The organism is Afipia massiliensis, from assembly GCF_014203115.1.
Lineage (GTDB): Bacteria > Pseudomonadota > Alphaproteobacteria > Rhizobiales > Xanthobacteraceae > Afipia > Afipia massiliensis.
In genome coordinates this window covers 378,519-392,619 of the sequence record NZ_JACHIJ010000002.1, presented here as the reverse complement: position 1 = coordinate 392,619, position 14,101 = coordinate 378,519, and the positions used below count along the sequence as shown (strand labels likewise).

The following is a 14,101-nucleotide window of genomic DNA, read 5'->3' as shown; positions in this document are numbered from 1 at the left end:
CACGCTCCGAGAGCGATTTAGCGAGAGGTAGGTCAGTATTGCTGGCTTAAAGACGCGACGCAGACGATGACACGATGCGTCTCTTCCCGCTCGCTGTGAGGGCTATGAGGAAATGAAAACCGGCGCGCTCGCGGGCGAAAGTCTTTGAAGCTGAAGATTCATCGCGCGACGTTTGCGACACTGTTTTCAAACGTCGCTCGACCGCACACAACCTGCGCTGCGATTTGAACCCATTGAAGCGCTTGCGCGACCCATCGTTGGAGCAGCTTCGCTCTCAACGGGAATGTTTGCATGGACGGTTGCTTTGTCGTCACGCGCGGGTCGCGGATGAGCGCGATCAGGGCGTATATCCTGACCGAGATAGACAATCCGTCGCTATGTCTCGCAGACGTCGCGGCACAGCAGGGCATTTCGTCAAGCTACGTCAGAAAGCTGTTCGCTGCCGAGGGCGCGAAGTTCGCGACGTACGTTCTCGATATTCGCATCGAAAAAGTATTACAGATCCTGACCGATCCGGAGTCGCGCAGTCACTCGATCAGCGCCATCGCGCTGAAGTGCGGGTTCAACGATATCTCTTATTTCAACCGGGTCTTCCGCAAGCGCTACGGCTGCACGCCGTCCGATCTGCGCTATGGGCGGCGCGGACTCGACGTCTGGCTTACTGCGACCGGCTGAGCTGCTCTTCGGTCACGATCCGCTCGACGTTCTCGGTCTTGCTTCGGATGCGATAGCGCAGGCGTCCGTCCGCCTCGATCGGCATGCAGCCCACGATCGTGTAGACGTCCGACTGGACTTTCTCGGCGCGGCCTTGGGGGCCCTGACCTTGGTGACGAACGTCTTCGTTTATCGAAAAGTTGTGTGCCATGGAATCTCCTGATGCCGCGGGTTGTAGCAGCCAGCCGGGGTAAAGCAACGATGGGGACGCGCGCACGTTCCAAAACAGTGTTAACGCTTTGATCCGGCTGACTTTGCCTTGTCGCCGCCATACCGGTACTGTATCCGCCACCGTCACATAGGGGAGCCGCGCCAACCGCGTGGCAGACGACGGGTTCACACGTTTTCCAAACATACCGGGCGGGACAGTTAAGTGTCTGAAATATTTAATGAAATAGATGAAGACTTGCGCCGGGAGCAGTTCAAGAAGCTCTGGGAGCGATATTCGATCTTCATCATCGCCGCTGCGATTCTCATTGTCGCCGGCGTTGGCGGCTGGCGTGGCTACCAATACCTCGAAGCCAAGAAGGCCGCGGAGGCCGGATCGGCCTTCGAGGCTGCCATCGGGCTGTCCGAGCAGGGCAAGAAGACCGAGGCGGAGGCGGCTTTCGCGAAGATCGCGGCTGACGGTTCCAGGGGCTATCGCGGGCTGGCGCGTCTGCGCGCCGCTGCGGATGCCGCTGCTGCCGATCCGAAGGCTGCGGCCAAGCTTTACGACGGCATTGCTGCCGATCCGAGCATCGCGGTGACGGAACAGGATCTCGCGCGCATTCGCGCCGCAAGCCTGATGATGGAAACCGAGCCCTACGCGGAGATGCGTCAGCGGCTTGAGCCGGCAACCGGCGAGGGGCGGACCTTCCGGCATACCGCGCGCGAACTGCTCGCGTTGTCGGCGTACCGTGCGAATGACGCCACCGCCGCGCGCCAGTGGCTCGACATGATCGGCAACGATGCCCGCACGCCGGCGAGCATGCGCAGCCGCGCCGAAGCATTGCAGGCCCTGCTGCCGCCCGCAGCGAAAAGCTGAAGCGAGACATCGATGCGCCGCCCGCAACGCTTGATTGCCGCCACTGTTCTTGCCGCGATGTCGGTCGCGCTTGCCGGCTGTTCCAGCGGCAGCTTCGATCCGACCGACATGATGGACTGGTTCGACACCAAGAAGAAAGTTCCCGGCGAGCGCCGGCCGGTATTTCCTGAGGGCGTTCCGGGCGTCGAGCAGGGCGTGCCGAGAGACCTGTACAAGGGCTCGCGTCAGGATCTGGCGCCGGCGGCCGAGGCTCCGCCGCCTGCGCCGGAGCCCCGAAAGCCGGCCGCACGGTCTGCGGCCCGCGAAGCCGAGCCGTTCCCGACGCCCGTAGACGATGCCAGCGCGCCTCCGCCGAAGATGAAGAAGCCGAAGCGAACCCGCATCACGGCACCGGATGCTGACGCAGAGCCAGCACCCGCGCCGCAGCGGCAGCAGCAGGCCGCACCACCGCCGCAGGCGGCACCGCAGCAACAGCCATCTTCTTTCCCCGCGCCGTTGCCGAGCGGGGGTTTCGCGCGCTGATTTAAGCCTTCACCACGGTCCCTCGGACAATCCTTGGGACCGCGCATTTTTATCCCCTTTATTGACATGAAGTCCGTAAAGGGCGAACGGATCACTCATGTCCTTCACCATTGCCATCATCGGCAGGCCCAATGTCGGCAAGTCGACCCTGTTCAACCGGCTGGTTGGGCAAAAGCTCGCGCTTGTCGATGACCAGCCGGGCGTGACGCGCGATCGCCGCGAGGGCGAAGGGCGTCTGGGCGATCTCGAATTCACGCTGATCGATACGGCCGGTCTCGACGAAGGCCCGAAGGGCTCGCTGACCGCACGGATGCAGGAGCAGACCGAGGCGGCCATCGCCCTGGCCGACGCGTTGATGTTCGTGATCGATGCGCGCGCGGGGCTGACGCCGAACGACCGCGCTTTCGCCGATTTCGCGCGCCGCGCCAACAAGCCGGTGGTGCTTGTCGCCAACAAGAGCGAGGGCAAGGCGGGCGAGGCCGGTGCGATGGAAGCCTACGCGCTTGGGCTCGGTGATCCGATTCCGATTTCCGCCGAGCACGGCGAAGGGCTGAGCGATCTCTACGACGCGCTGCGGGTGCTGATGCCGGAGCCGGTCGAAGACGATGACGAAGAGAACGATCCGGATTCTTTCGAGAATGTGGACGGCGAGGACGAAAGCCTTTCGACGCGCCCGATCCGTGTCGCGGTGCTTGGCCGCCCCAATGCCGGCAAGTCGACGCTGATCAATCGCCTGCTCGGCGAAGAGCGGCTGCTGACCAGTCCCGAAGCCGGAACGACGCGCGATTCTATCGCCGTCGACGTGACGTGGAAGGGCCGCGAGTTTCGCGTGTTCGACACCGCGGGTCTGCGGCGGCGCTCGCGCATCGAGGACAAGCTGGAAAAGCTGTCGGTGTCCGATGCGCTGCGCGCGGTGCGGTTCGCTGAAGTCGTCGTGCTGATGATGGACTCGCAGAGTAAGTTTGAAGAGCAGGATCTGCGGCTCGCCGATCTGATCGAGCGCGAAGGCCGCGCCCTCGTGATCGCGGTCAACAAGTGGGACCTGATGGACCGTGCGCCGAGCCAGATCGCGAGGCTGCGCGAGGACGCCGATCATCTGCTGCCGCAGGTGAAGGGCATGCCGGTGGTTGCGGTGTCCGGCATGATGGGCGAGGGCATCGACCGATTGATGAGCGCTATCGAAGATGCCTACGGCGTCTGGAACCGGCGCACGTCGACGGCGTCGCTCAATCGCTGGTTCGAGCAGGCGGTCCAGAACAATCCGCCGCCGGCCGTGTCAGGCCGCCGGCTCAAGCTCAATTACATCACGCAGACCAAGGCGCGTCCGCCGAGCTTCGTGGTGTTCTGCTCGCGCGCTGACGCCGTGCCGGAATCCTATCTGCGCTATCTGGTCAACAGCCTGCGCAGCACGTTCGACCTGCCCGGGACGCCGATGCGCATTACGCTGCGCGAGAAGGAAAATCCGTTCGCTCATAGAGCGAAGCGGAAGTCCTGAGCCGCCGGACCGACCGCCCAGCGTTCGGGTTCAGCGCGCGGTCAGTTCACCCGCGTCCACGTGGTGGATTTGCAAATCATGCCGCCCATGGCGCAGCCTGCGGTGGTGAGCGTGCTTCCCGACAGCGACATCTTGCCGGCATAGGTCTTGCCGTCTTCCGGATTGAACGCGGAGCCCTTCCACGCATCCGTGCCGTCCGGCTTCATGTCATAGAAAATGCGCTGGCCGACCTTGGCAGGTGTTTCGATGCCCGGCTTGAGCCAGACGAGCGAGCCGCAATACGCCCCGCCGCCGCATGGTCCGATCTTGACGCGGGATGCGCCGGTGTCGCGCAGCCACGTTCCGCTCGGGTCGCCCGCGAATGCAGGTGTGGCAATGAGTGCGAAAGCTGCAACTGCAACTGCAATTCTGAATGTCATTCCGTTCCCCTCTGATGTGCGCCCGCCTCTTTGTGCCGGTTCGCGCAAATTGAATAGGGGGACCCGACGAGAGTCAATCGCGGCCGGCTGGGCGCGATCACGCCACCGGCGTGCGGAAGCTCTTAAGCGACTTGGTCGGATAGTCGAAAAACTTTCCGGTCTCGGTCCATGATGGCGCGCACATCGGCACGATGAATTCCGCCGCCTGCTCGGGCGTGTCGAGGATCATCGGGTCTTCGCCGGGCATGACGGTCGCGCGCATGCGGGTGCGGATCGGCCCGGGGCTGAACAGGTTGACCCGGATCGGTGTGGTCGCGGTTTCGTTCGCCCACACCCGCACGAGGGCATCGAGCGCCGCCTTCGAAGCCGCGTAGGGACCCATATAGGCGGTCGCCTTGCTGGCGATGCCCGAGGTGATGAACACCGCGCGTCCGGCGTCGGACTTCTGCAGCAACGGCTCCATGCAGCGGATCAACTGGAAGTTCGCGGTGGTGTTGACCGCGAACATGTTGTTCCAGAATTTCGGCTCGGTATGGCCGAGCGGCGACGACGTCCCCGCGACGCCGGCATTGCCGATCAGAATGTCGAGCTTGCCGTGGCGTTCGTTCAGCGCTGCGCCCAGACGCGCGATGCCGTCGAGATCGGTCATGTCCAGCGGCACCAGCGTGGCGCTGCCGCCGTCGGCGCGGATGGCGTCGTCGAGTTCCTCGAGCCCGCCCTGTGTGCGCGCAACGGCAATGACATGCGCGCCTGCGCGCGCCAGCGCCCGCGCCGTGGCGTAGCCGATGCCGCGCGATGCGCCGGTGACGAGAGCGATGCGGGAGGCGAGAGGTTTGGTCATTCTTCAACTCATCCAACGAGCGTCATGCCCGGGCTTGTCCCGGCATCCACGCCTTTGCGACAGGGTTTTATAGACGTGGATGGCGGGGCGAAAGGGCGTTCACGCCCGTCTTCGACGGGCTATGCCCTGACCTGAAAAGACGATTGCGCCGGTCTTGCTCGGCGCGCCTCGAAAGCGGGCCCCGATCCGTGCTACACGGCCGGCATGACCCTGAACTCTCCACCCGCCGGACGCCCTTGGCGGGCCATGTCGGTTACAGACCTTCCGGCCGTCAACGCGCTGGCCACCCGCATTCATCCGGACTATCCGGAGGATGCTGCGGTGTTTGCCGAGCGCCTGCAGCTCTATCCTGCGGGCTGCCGGGTGCTGGAGGGCGAACGAGGCCTCGTCGCCTATGTCGTCAGCCATCCGTGGCGGCATCTGGAACCGCCGCAGCTGAACGCGTTGCTCGGCGCACTGCCGCCAGAGCCATCGACGTTTTACATCCACGATCTCGCGCTGGCGCCGGAGGCGCAGGGCACCGGAGCGGGAGCCGATATCGTTGCGTTGCTCGCGGATCATGCGTCCGCCAGCGGCCTTTCCAGCATGTCCCTGATCGCGGTCAACGGTTCGGCGGGGTTCTGGCAACGCCAGGGATTTGAGGCGGTGCATGATCCGCTGCTGGACGCCAAGTTGCGTAGCTATGGGGACGACGCGCGCTTCATGGCGCGAACGCTTGGGGCCGCCGGCTGGCATCCGTCGTCGAAAGAGATCGGGGCATTGTACGAACGTCACGCCACGGCGTTCGACCGGGATCGCGGCAAGCGGCTGGTCGAGCGCGCGTGGTTCGAACGGTTCAGGCAGGTGATGCCGGAAGGCGCGGACGTGCTCGATCTTGGATGCGGATCGGGCGAGCCGGTCGCGCGCTACCTGATCGAGGCGGGACATCGCGTCACCGGTGTCGATTCATCGCCCACGCTAATCGGCCTGTGCCGTTCGCGCTTTCCGAACGAGACATGGATCGCAGGCGACATGCGCGAGGTGTCGCTGTCGCGCCGCTTCGGCGGCATCGTGGCGTGGAACAGCTTCTTCCACCTGACGCCGGACGATCAGCGCCGGATGTTCAAGATCTTTCGCGATCACGCGGAGCCCGGCGCCGCGCTGATGTTCACCAGCGGGCCCGGAGCGGGCGAGGCGATCGGCGCGTATCAGGGCGAAGCGCTCTATCACGCCAGCCTCGCTACTGCGGAATATGAGGTGCTGCTCGCCGCGCACGGCTTTTCAGTCGTGCAGCACGTCGTCGAAGATCAGGAGTGCGGCGGCCTGACGGTGTGGCTTACGCGGATGCTACCCGGCTGAACCGGCCCATCCGCGAGAACTCCGGACTTAGCTCGCTTCGGCCAGCAGCGAGAGCTGGCGCGGCTGCGGCTCGACTTGATTCTGGTCGGTGAGATTGGTCGGATAGGCGCCGGTGAAGCAGTGATCCGAGAATTTCGGATTGGCGGGATCGCGGCCCGGCTCGCCCATGGCGCGGTACATGCCGTCCACTGACAGGAACGCCAGCGAATCCGCGCCGATGATGTCGCGCATTTCCTCGAGGCTGTGGGTGGCGGCGAGCAGTCCGCCGCGGTCCGGCAGGTCGATGCCGTAATAATCGGGATGCAAGATCGGCGGCGAGGCGAGGCGGAAGTGGACTTCCTTCGCGCCGGCGTCACGCATCATGCGCACGATCTTTTTCGAGGTGGTGCCGCGCACCAGCGAATCGTCGATCAGGATGATGCGCTTGCCCTCGATGGCCGCGCGATTCGCCGAATGCTTCATGCGCACGCCGAGTTCGCGCACGCTTTGGGTCGGTTGAATAAAGGTGCGGCCTACATAGTGATTGCGGATAATGCCGAGTTCGAACGGCACGCCCGAATGCTGGCTGTAGCCGACGGCGGCGGGTACACCGGAATCCGGCACCGGCACCACGACATCGACATCGACGTGGCTTTCGCGCGCGAGCTGCGCGCCGAACGCCTTGCGCACTTCATAAACCGAGCGACCCCCGACGATGGAGTCCGGCCGCGAGAAATAAATGTATTCGAAGATGCAGGGGCGGGGCGGCTGCGGCGGGAACGGCTTGTGGCTTTCCTTGCCGTTCTCGTCGAACACGATCACTTCACCGGGCTCGATGTCGCGCAGGTATCGCGCGCCGATGATGTCGAGCGCGCAGGTTTCCGACGCGAGGATGGGACAGCCATCGAGTTCGCCGAGCACCAGCGGGCGGATGCCGAGCGGGTCGCGCGCGCCGATCAACTTCTTATTGGTCAGGGACACCAGCGCATAGCCGCCTTCGATGGCGCGCAACGCCTCGATGTAGCGCTCGATGAACCGGCCGCGCTTGGACTGCGCGACCAGATGCAGGATCACTTCGGTATCGGAGGTGGACTGCATGATCGCGCCGTGGCGAACCAGTTCGTGGCGCAGCGTCAGGCCGTTGGTGAGGTTGCCGTTGTGGGCGACGGCGAAGCCGCCGGCATTCAGTTCGGCGAACAGCGGCTGCACGTTGCGCAGGATGGTGCCGCCGGTGGTGGAATAGCGGGTATGGCCGACGGCCATGTTGCCTGGCAGGCGCGCGATCACTTCGGCGCGGGAGAAGGTGTCGCCGACGAGGCCGAGGCGGCGTTCGGAATGGAAGCGATCGTTGTCGTAGGTGACGATGCCGGCGGCCTCCTGGCCGCGATGCTGAAGCGCGTGAAGGCCGAGCGCGGTGATGGCGGCGGCTTCCGGGTGTCCGAAGATGCCGAACACGCCGCACTCTTCGCGAAGCGTGTCGCCGTTCAGATCCTTGTCCAGATCATGGTCGAGATCGTAGTCGGATTTGGAGGGGGGAGTGGGAGACTGATCGCCAGAAGGGGTTTTCATATGGTTCACCGCACCCTTGTCTGAAGCAGGACTAGAACCAAGCCTAGCGTCCTGCGGCTTTGCCTTCGATCAATTGCTTCATCCCGTCACGGGATGATTTTCCGTACCCGCCGTCGTTCCCCACCGTTGCTGTTGTGCGCGGTTCGGGAGCAGCATCGGTCTGCTCCTCGTCGCCCTTTTTCTTGAACCTCTTCAAGATGGTGTTCTCGGGGTCGTCCGGCAAGAGCGTCATCAGCCAATCGCCGGTTCCCTGCAACATCACCCGCGACTTGGCGCTACGGACCCAATCGGGCTGTTGTTTGTCCGGCACCAGCCAGGCGAAGAACAAAAACGCCACCACCATGATCAAGAGTCCGCGAGCGAGGCCGAACAGGAAGCCGAGGGTGCGGTCGAGCGCGCCGATCCGCGAATCCAGGATCATGTCAGAGATGCGCACGGTGATGATCGAGACCACGATCAGCGTCAGGATGAACACGCCGGCGACAACGGCCACTGCGGCCACAGTCTCGTTGTTGAAGTAGGTCTTCGCGGTCGGCAGCAGCTTCTGGTAGGCGTAGAGCGTCGTCAGGGCGGCTGCGCCCCACGCGGCGATCGACAGGATCTCGCGCATGAAGCCGCGGATCATCGCCAGAAGGCCCGACAACAACATCACGGCAAGAACGATAATGTCGAGAAGCGTTATCGGCATCGGATGGTCAGGTCCGCTTTCAGTTTCAGAACTGCGAATCGGGTTGCTCAATCCCCGGATAGCTGACGGCCATATCGCACGTCCCGCAAGAGCCGGGAACCCGCAAAAAGCCTGACATCAACGGCAAAACTGCATCGCTGCTATTGATCGCCCGTTGCGGTTAACGGTCCGTAGCGGGCGGGCCTGCAGCTCTTGCGATGTCGGCGGTTGTATAGCGTCAGGTCACACGAGCGTCACGTCGGGTTTGGTGCTCATCGGGCTTGAATCGGCCCTCTGCGGCGGATTTTCCCGAGGCTGTGGCTTTACGGCCCCTTGCCGCGATGTCTGCCACCAGCGAGGTGAGCGATCCCACCGTGTTGAGGGTCAGTCCGGCGTCGCCCACGGCATCGCCGCGGGCTGTTTCGGGGAGAATTGCGCGGCCGAAACCGAGCTTGGCGGCTTCCTTGAGCCGCGCGGAGGTTTGCGCCACCGGCCGAACCGCGCCGGACAGCGAGATTTCGCCGAAATAGACCGCATCGACCGGCAGCGGCGCATTGGCGAGCGATGACACCAGTGCCGCCGCCGCCGCCATATCGGCTGCGGGCTCGTTGATGCGCAGGCCACCGGCGACATTGAAATAGACGTCGTAGCCGGAGAGCTTGACGCCGCAATGCGCCTCCAGCACCGCCAGCACCATCGACAGGCGGCTGGACTCCCAGCCCACCACCGCGCGGCGAGGCGTGCCGAGCGTGGTCGGCACCACCAGCGCCTGTAACTCCACAAGCACCGGGCGCGTGCCCTCAAGACCGGCGAACACGGCGGTGCCGGGACTGCCGAGATCGCGTTCGGAGAGAAACAACTCGGACGGATTGGAGACTTCGCGCAGGCCGAGCCCCGTCATCTCGAACACGCCGATTTCGTCGGTGGGGCCGAAGCGGTTCTTCACCGCGCGCAGGATTCTGAATTGCTGAGAGCCTTCGCCCTCGAAGCTCATCACCGCGTCGACCATGTGCTCGACCACGCGCGGGCCGGCGATCTGGCCGTCTTTGGTGACGTGGCCGACCAGGATCAGCGCCGCTCCGGATTTCTTGGCGAAGCGAATAAGCGCCTGCGCCGAGGCGCGGACCTGCGTCACGGTGCCGGGGGCGGATTCCACCGTGTCGGTCCACATGGTCTGGATGGAGTCGATCACCACCAGACGCGGCGGAGTTCCTTCCGACAGCGTGGCGATGATGTCTTCGACCGAGGTCTGCGCGGCCAGTTGAACGGCGGCGTCCGCAAGGCCGAGACGTGCGGCGCGGAGCCGGACCTGCGCCACGGCTTCTTCGCCGGAGATATAGACCACGCGATGTCCCGCGCGGGCCATCAGGCTCGTGGCTTGCGTGAGCAGTGTCGATTTTCCGATGCCGGGATCGCCGCCGACCAGCAGCACCGAGCCGCGCACGAAGCCGCCGCCGGTGACGCGATCAAGTTCGGTCATTCCGGACGACAGGCGAGGCGCTTCTGGACTTGAGCCGGTGAGGGTTTCCAGCGCGAACGGACGGCCCTTGCGCTTGGGGCGCAGGTTGGCGGGCATGGACGTGGCGCCGGTGGTGTCTTCTTCCGTTAGCGTGTTCCACTCGCTGCAGGACTCGCACTTGCCCTGCCACTTGTTATAGGCGGCACCGCAATTCTGGCAGACGAAGGAGAGGGCGTTTTTCGCCATGAACGGTGCAACCGGGGGCCAGAAGAGCGGGAATCGTATGTTCTTCTTTTGTTCCTTAAATCGGCGTGGAAGTCAACCCAGCCAGTCTTCGTTCTCACCGCGCGTCGATTACCAGTTCGGTGCGCACACACCGCACGTCGACTTCGAATTCCATCCCGATCACCGGCGGCCATGCCGGATACCAGGCGAGGCCGATCTGACTGATGTTGTCCTCGGCGAATACGGTGTCGAGCAGGGGGCGGATGTCGTGGACGGTGTAGATTTGAGCCGCGGTGACGGCGGTCCAGTCGCATCCCAGCGCCTCGACGCGGTCGCGCATCGCGTTCATGACGAAGCGCGCCTTGATCTCCAGCCCCTTCAGCGAGACGTCGCGGCCGCCGACGATGCGGTCGGTGGTGACGCCATCGCGGATTTCAGGCTTGCCCGAGATCAGGAAATCGCCCGATGCGCCCGCTTCGGGGACCGTATAGGTGAAGGCGAAGAACATCGCCTCACTGGGGACCTCGGTGATCGGCGCAAGGTTGCTGCGCGCGAGCGGATTGATGTCGCCGGCCTTGCATCCCCACTGATGCAGCGTCTTCAGATATTCGCCGTTGAAGGCCTGAAACTGTTCGACGGTCATGGCGGCGGGTGAGCGCAGTTCGCAGGCGGCGAGCGCTGTGACCGGACGGCTCTCGCGTTCGAGGTGCGCCTTGATGAAGGCGAAGCCATCAGCCATCGGGATCGGACGCGCGAAGCGCACCCGGCGCAGCGCGTAGCCGGGCATCGGGGCGACGCCGCTCGAGAACGGCCCGCCGGGCGAGACGATGAACTTGTAGTTACCGGGTTTGAATTCCGTGACGTCGGTCATTTTACTGGCCGCCTTTGTAGACACGAGTGTAGCGCTTGCCGAGGCTGGTCAGCACTTCATAGCCGATGGTGCCGAAGTGATGCGCGAGTTCATCGACCGTGATGTCCTTGTTGAGCAGCGTCACCAGCGCGCCGCGCCGGGTCGCGCCGGGCGGCAGGGCCGTGATGTCGATCGCCATCAGGTCCATCGAGATTCGTCCGGCGATCGGACAGCGCTTGCCTGCGACCATCGCTTCGGCGCTGCGCATGTTGTCGATGCTGCCCGCCGCGCGGAAATATCCGTCGGCGTAACCGGCAGTGACGATGGCCAGCTTTGTCGGCTGCCGCGCGGTCCAGGTGCCGCCGTATCCGACGTGCTCACCCTTCTCGATATTTCGGACCTGCGCCACGCGCACCTTGAGATCGACCACCGGCAGCACCGGTGTATCGGCTTCCGGTGTCGGGTTGACGCCGTAGAGCGCCGCACCCGGCCGCACCAGATCGAAGTGGAATTGAGACCCGAGAAAAATGCCGGAGGAATTCGCCAGCGAGGCGGGGACGCCGGAAAACAGCGATGCGATTTCGCGGAACGCCGCCACCTGCCGTCCATTCGCCGGATCGTGCAGCATCTCGGCGCTGGTGAGATGGCTCATCACCAGTGAGATGCCGTGGTTGCCGCCCTTGATCCGCGGCAGCAGCGCCTGCGCTTCCATGACGCGGAAGCCGAGGCGGTTCATGCCGGTATCGATGTGAATGGCTGCCTGACCTTCCCAGCCGCTGGTCTTGCGGAACGCGTCCCATTCAGCGAGTTCGGTGGCGTCGCCGATCACCGGGCGGCAATCGATCTTCGCGTACTGGTCGCCCGCGCCCGGAAAGAATCCGTCGAGCACGTAAATCGCAGAGGTCGCAGTGACCTCGCGGGCCGCGCGCGCCTCATCGAGGGTTGCGACGAAGAACGTCCGGCAACCGGCCTTCGCCAGCGCGCGGGTCACCTGCGTAATGCCGCAGCCATAGGCATCGGCCTTCACGACAGCGGCGCAATCCGCAGGCACGGCCTGACTGCCGAGCTTGCGCCAGTTGGCGACGATAGCGTCGAGGTCGATGGTCAGGACGCCGGTCGCGCCGGCAGGCAAGGGCGCTTCTGCGGCAACTGCAGCGGTGGTGTCGGGAGACTTGAGGTCGGAAGCAGGAGTCATTGGCTCAGCAAAGGGTTCGCAGCGAGTTTGATTCAGAAAACTCTAGCACACTCTTTGCGCGCGGAAGTACCGCCGATCAGCCAAATCGCTCAGGCAACTGGGCATCCGGCGCGAGATCACCGAAGCGCGTGACGCTGGCATCGAACTGCAGGTTGATGGTGCCGGTGGGGCCGTGACGCTGCTTGCCGATGATGACTTCGGCCTTGCCGTGCACCAGCGACATGTCGAGTTGCCACTTTTCGTGTTCGGGGGTGCCGGGGCGCGGCTCCTTGCTCTGCAGATAGTATTCCTCGCGATAGACGAACAGCACGACGTCGGCGTCCTGTTCGATCGATCCCGATTCACGCAAGTCGGAGAGTTGCGGGCGCTTGTCGTCGCGGCTTTCGACCTGACGCGACAGCTGCGACAGCGCGATGATCGGAACGCTCAGTTCCTTGGCCAGAGCCTTGAGGCCGGTGGTGATTTCGGTGATTTCCTGCACGCGGTTGTCGGAGCGGCGGCCCGAGCCGGACAGAAGCTGAATGTAGTCGATGATCAGAAGATCGAGACCTTTCTGCCGCTTCAGCCGCCGCGCGCGGGCGGTGAGCTGCGAGATCGACAGGCCGCCGCTGTCATCGACATAGAACGGCAGGTTCTGCATCTCGATGGAGTGGTCACGGATCTTGTCGAAGTCGGATTCGCTGATGCCGCCGCGTCGGATCGAACTCGACGAGATGCCGGTGCGCTCGGCGAGAATACGTGTGGCGAGCTGCTCCGCCGACATTTCGAGCGAGAAGAAGCCGACGATGCCACCATCGACGGACTTCATCTGCCCGTCGGCCTGCACTTCGCCGCGCCATGCTCGCGCAATGTTGAAGGCGATGTTGGTTGCCAGCGCGGTCTTGCCCATTGCCGGGCGGCCGGCGAGGACGATCAGGTCGGACGGCTGCAGGCCGCCCATCTTGGTGTCCATTTCGCGCAGGCCGGAGGCCAATCCCGACAGGTTGCCGTCGCGGCTGTAGGCGGCGGCAGCCATATCGACCGCAACCGTCAGCGCCTGCGAGAATTTCTGAAAGCCGCCATCGTAACGGCCGGACTCGGCGAGATCGTAAAGCTTTTTCTCGGCGTCCTCGATCTGCGCGCGGGGTGCAAAGTCCACCGGCGCGTCGAACGCGACATTGACCATGTCTTCGCCGACGCGGATGAGGTCGCGCCGGATCGAGAGATCGTAGACGGTGCGCCCGTAGTCCTGCGCGTTGATGATGGTCGTCGCTTCGGCGGCGAGGCGGGCGAGGTATTGTCCGACCGTCATGCCACCGATGTCGGTATCGGCGGGAACAAATGTCTTCAGCGTCACCGGAGTGGCGATCTTGCCGGCGCGGATCAGGCTGGCGGAGGTCTCGAAGATCAGCGAATGGATCGGCTCGAAGAAGTGCTTCGGCTCAAGGAAATCCGAGACGCGGTAGAACGCATCGTTGTTGACGAGGATGGCGCCGAGAAGTCCCTGTTCGGCCTCGATATTATGGGGCGCAACCCTGTATGCCGGCGTGCCGGCTTCCGGCGCGAGCTTGATAATGTTCGAATCGGTAATCGCCATGAGTATTGAATGTTCTTCTAATCGGACCAAAGCAGGGCAAGGCAGGAGACTGACCCAACTCATAGGCCTGTCCGTTCGTCGCTCAAAATGATTCAAGCAAGCTATCCCCCACCAACACGCCGCAGTGGAGAAGATGGCGGAAACGCTTGATTTGCGCTGCGCGATCGTTTCGCGCATGTCATTCAGCGAAACGTCCGGGCGGCTGTTTCAGGCTTGCTTCAAACG

14 protein-coding genes are annotated in these 14,101 nt (G+C 63.9%); 5 read left to right on the top strand and 9 right to left on the bottom strand.

The annotated features are described in order from the left end of the window. Window positions 1-291: 291 nt before the first annotated feature. Window positions 292-675 (top strand): helix-turn-helix transcriptional regulator, encoded by a 384-nt coding sequence (locus tag HNQ36_RS06665; protein WP_246395300.1) that lies wholly within the window; start codon window positions 292-294, stop codon window positions 673-675. Here the strand turns inward: HNQ36_RS06665 and HNQ36_RS06660 are convergent. Continuing rightward, window positions 659-865: a hypothetical protein gene (locus HNQ36_RS06660; RefSeq protein ID WP_184083254.1), complete on the bottom strand. Its 207-nt coding sequence runs from the start codon at window positions 863-865 to the stop codon at window positions 659-661. The two genes, HNQ36_RS06665 and HNQ36_RS06660, sit on opposite strands and share 17 nt — an antisense overlap. Window positions 866-1,087: 222 nt before the next feature. Here HNQ36_RS06660 and HNQ36_RS06655 point away from each other — a divergent pair, with 222 nt between their 5' ends. The 3 genes from HNQ36_RS06655 to der all read left to right on the top strand — a co-directional run bounded on the left by HNQ36_RS06655 (window position 1,088) and on the right by der (window position 3,758). Continuing rightward, window positions 1,088-1,741, top strand: a complete 654-nt coding sequence (locus HNQ36_RS06655; RefSeq protein WP_184083252.1) for a tetratricopeptide repeat protein — start codon at window positions 1,088-1,090, stop codon at window positions 1,739-1,741. A gap of 12 nt (window positions 1,742-1,753) precedes the next feature. Next, window positions 1,754-2,263, top strand: a complete 510-nt coding sequence (locus tag HNQ36_RS06650) for a hypothetical protein (RefSeq protein WP_184083250.1) — start codon at window positions 1,754-1,756, stop codon at window positions 2,261-2,263. 97 nt (window positions 2,264-2,360) lie between these two features. Continuing rightward, the gene (der, locus tag HNQ36_RS06645; RefSeq protein WP_184083248.1) at window positions 2,361-3,758 is read left to right on the top strand and encodes a ribosome biogenesis GTPase Der; all 1,398 of its coding nucleotides are present in this window, start codon (window positions 2,361-2,363) and stop codon (window positions 3,756-3,758) included. A gap of 41 nt (window positions 3,759-3,799) precedes the next feature. Here the strand turns inward: der and HNQ36_RS06640 are convergent, their stop codons facing one another. Together HNQ36_RS06640 and HNQ36_RS06635 are read right to left on the bottom strand one after the other, a co-directional pair. Then, complete coding sequence (locus tag HNQ36_RS06640) at window positions 3,800-4,177, bottom strand: DUF2147 domain-containing protein (RefSeq protein ID WP_184083246.1); 378 nt, start codon at window positions 4,175-4,177, stop codon at window positions 3,800-3,802. Between the two features lie 97 nt (window positions 4,178-4,274). Beyond that, window positions 4,275-5,018 carry an SDR family NAD(P)-dependent oxidoreductase gene (locus tag HNQ36_RS06635; protein WP_046826555.1) on the bottom strand — a complete coding sequence of 248 codons (744 nt, stop codon included), beginning with the start codon at window positions 5,016-5,018 and terminating at the stop codon, window positions 4,275-4,277. A 246-nt stretch (window positions 5,019-5,264) separates the two neighbouring features. Here HNQ36_RS06635 and HNQ36_RS26540 point away from each other — a divergent pair, with 246 nt between their 5' ends. Continuing rightward, entirely contained in the window at window positions 5,265-6,356 is a 1,092-nt protein-coding gene (locus tag HNQ36_RS26540; protein ID WP_184083244.1) for a GNAT family N-acetyltransferase, read from the top strand. Window positions 6,357-6,383: 27 nt separating this feature from the next. Here the strand turns inward: HNQ36_RS26540 and purF are convergent, their stop codons facing one another. From purF to HNQ36_RS06600, 6 genes are all read right to left on the bottom strand, one after another. Then, window positions 6,384-7,904: an amidophosphoribosyltransferase gene (gene purF, locus HNQ36_RS06625; protein ID WP_184083242.1), complete on the bottom strand. Its 1,521-nt coding sequence runs from the start codon at window positions 7,902-7,904 to the stop codon at window positions 6,384-6,386. A gap of 43 nt (window positions 7,905-7,947) precedes the next feature. Continuing rightward, the gene (locus HNQ36_RS06620; protein WP_046826553.1) at window positions 7,948-8,592 is read right to left on the bottom strand and encodes a CvpA family protein; all 645 of its coding nucleotides are present in this window, start codon (window positions 8,590-8,592) and stop codon (window positions 7,948-7,950) included. A gap of 217 nt (window positions 8,593-8,809) precedes the next feature. Continuing rightward, window positions 8,810-10,276 carry a DNA repair protein RadA gene (gene radA, locus HNQ36_RS06615; protein ID WP_184083240.1) on the bottom strand — a complete coding sequence of 489 codons (1,467 nt, stop codon included), beginning with the start codon at window positions 10,274-10,276 and terminating at the stop codon, window positions 8,810-8,812. 94 nt (window positions 10,277-10,370) lie between these two features. Beyond that, window positions 10,371-11,126 carry a 2-amino-5-chloromuconate deaminase CnbZ gene (cnbZ, locus tag HNQ36_RS06610; RefSeq protein WP_184083238.1) on the bottom strand — a complete coding sequence of 252 codons (756 nt, stop codon included), beginning with the start codon at window positions 11,124-11,126 and terminating at the stop codon, window positions 10,371-10,373. A 1-nt stretch (window position 11,127) separates the two neighbouring features. Continuing rightward, a complete protein-coding gene (gene alr / locus HNQ36_RS06605) occupies window positions 11,128-12,300 on the bottom strand; it encodes an alanine racemase (RefSeq protein ID WP_184083236.1) in 1,173 nt (390 codons plus the stop codon). A gap of 76 nt (window positions 12,301-12,376) precedes the next feature. Beyond that, complete coding sequence (locus HNQ36_RS06600; RefSeq protein ID WP_046826549.1) at window positions 12,377-13,876, bottom strand: replicative DNA helicase; 1,500 nt, start codon at window positions 13,874-13,876, stop codon at window positions 12,377-12,379. Window positions 13,877-14,101 lie beyond the last annotated feature (225 nt).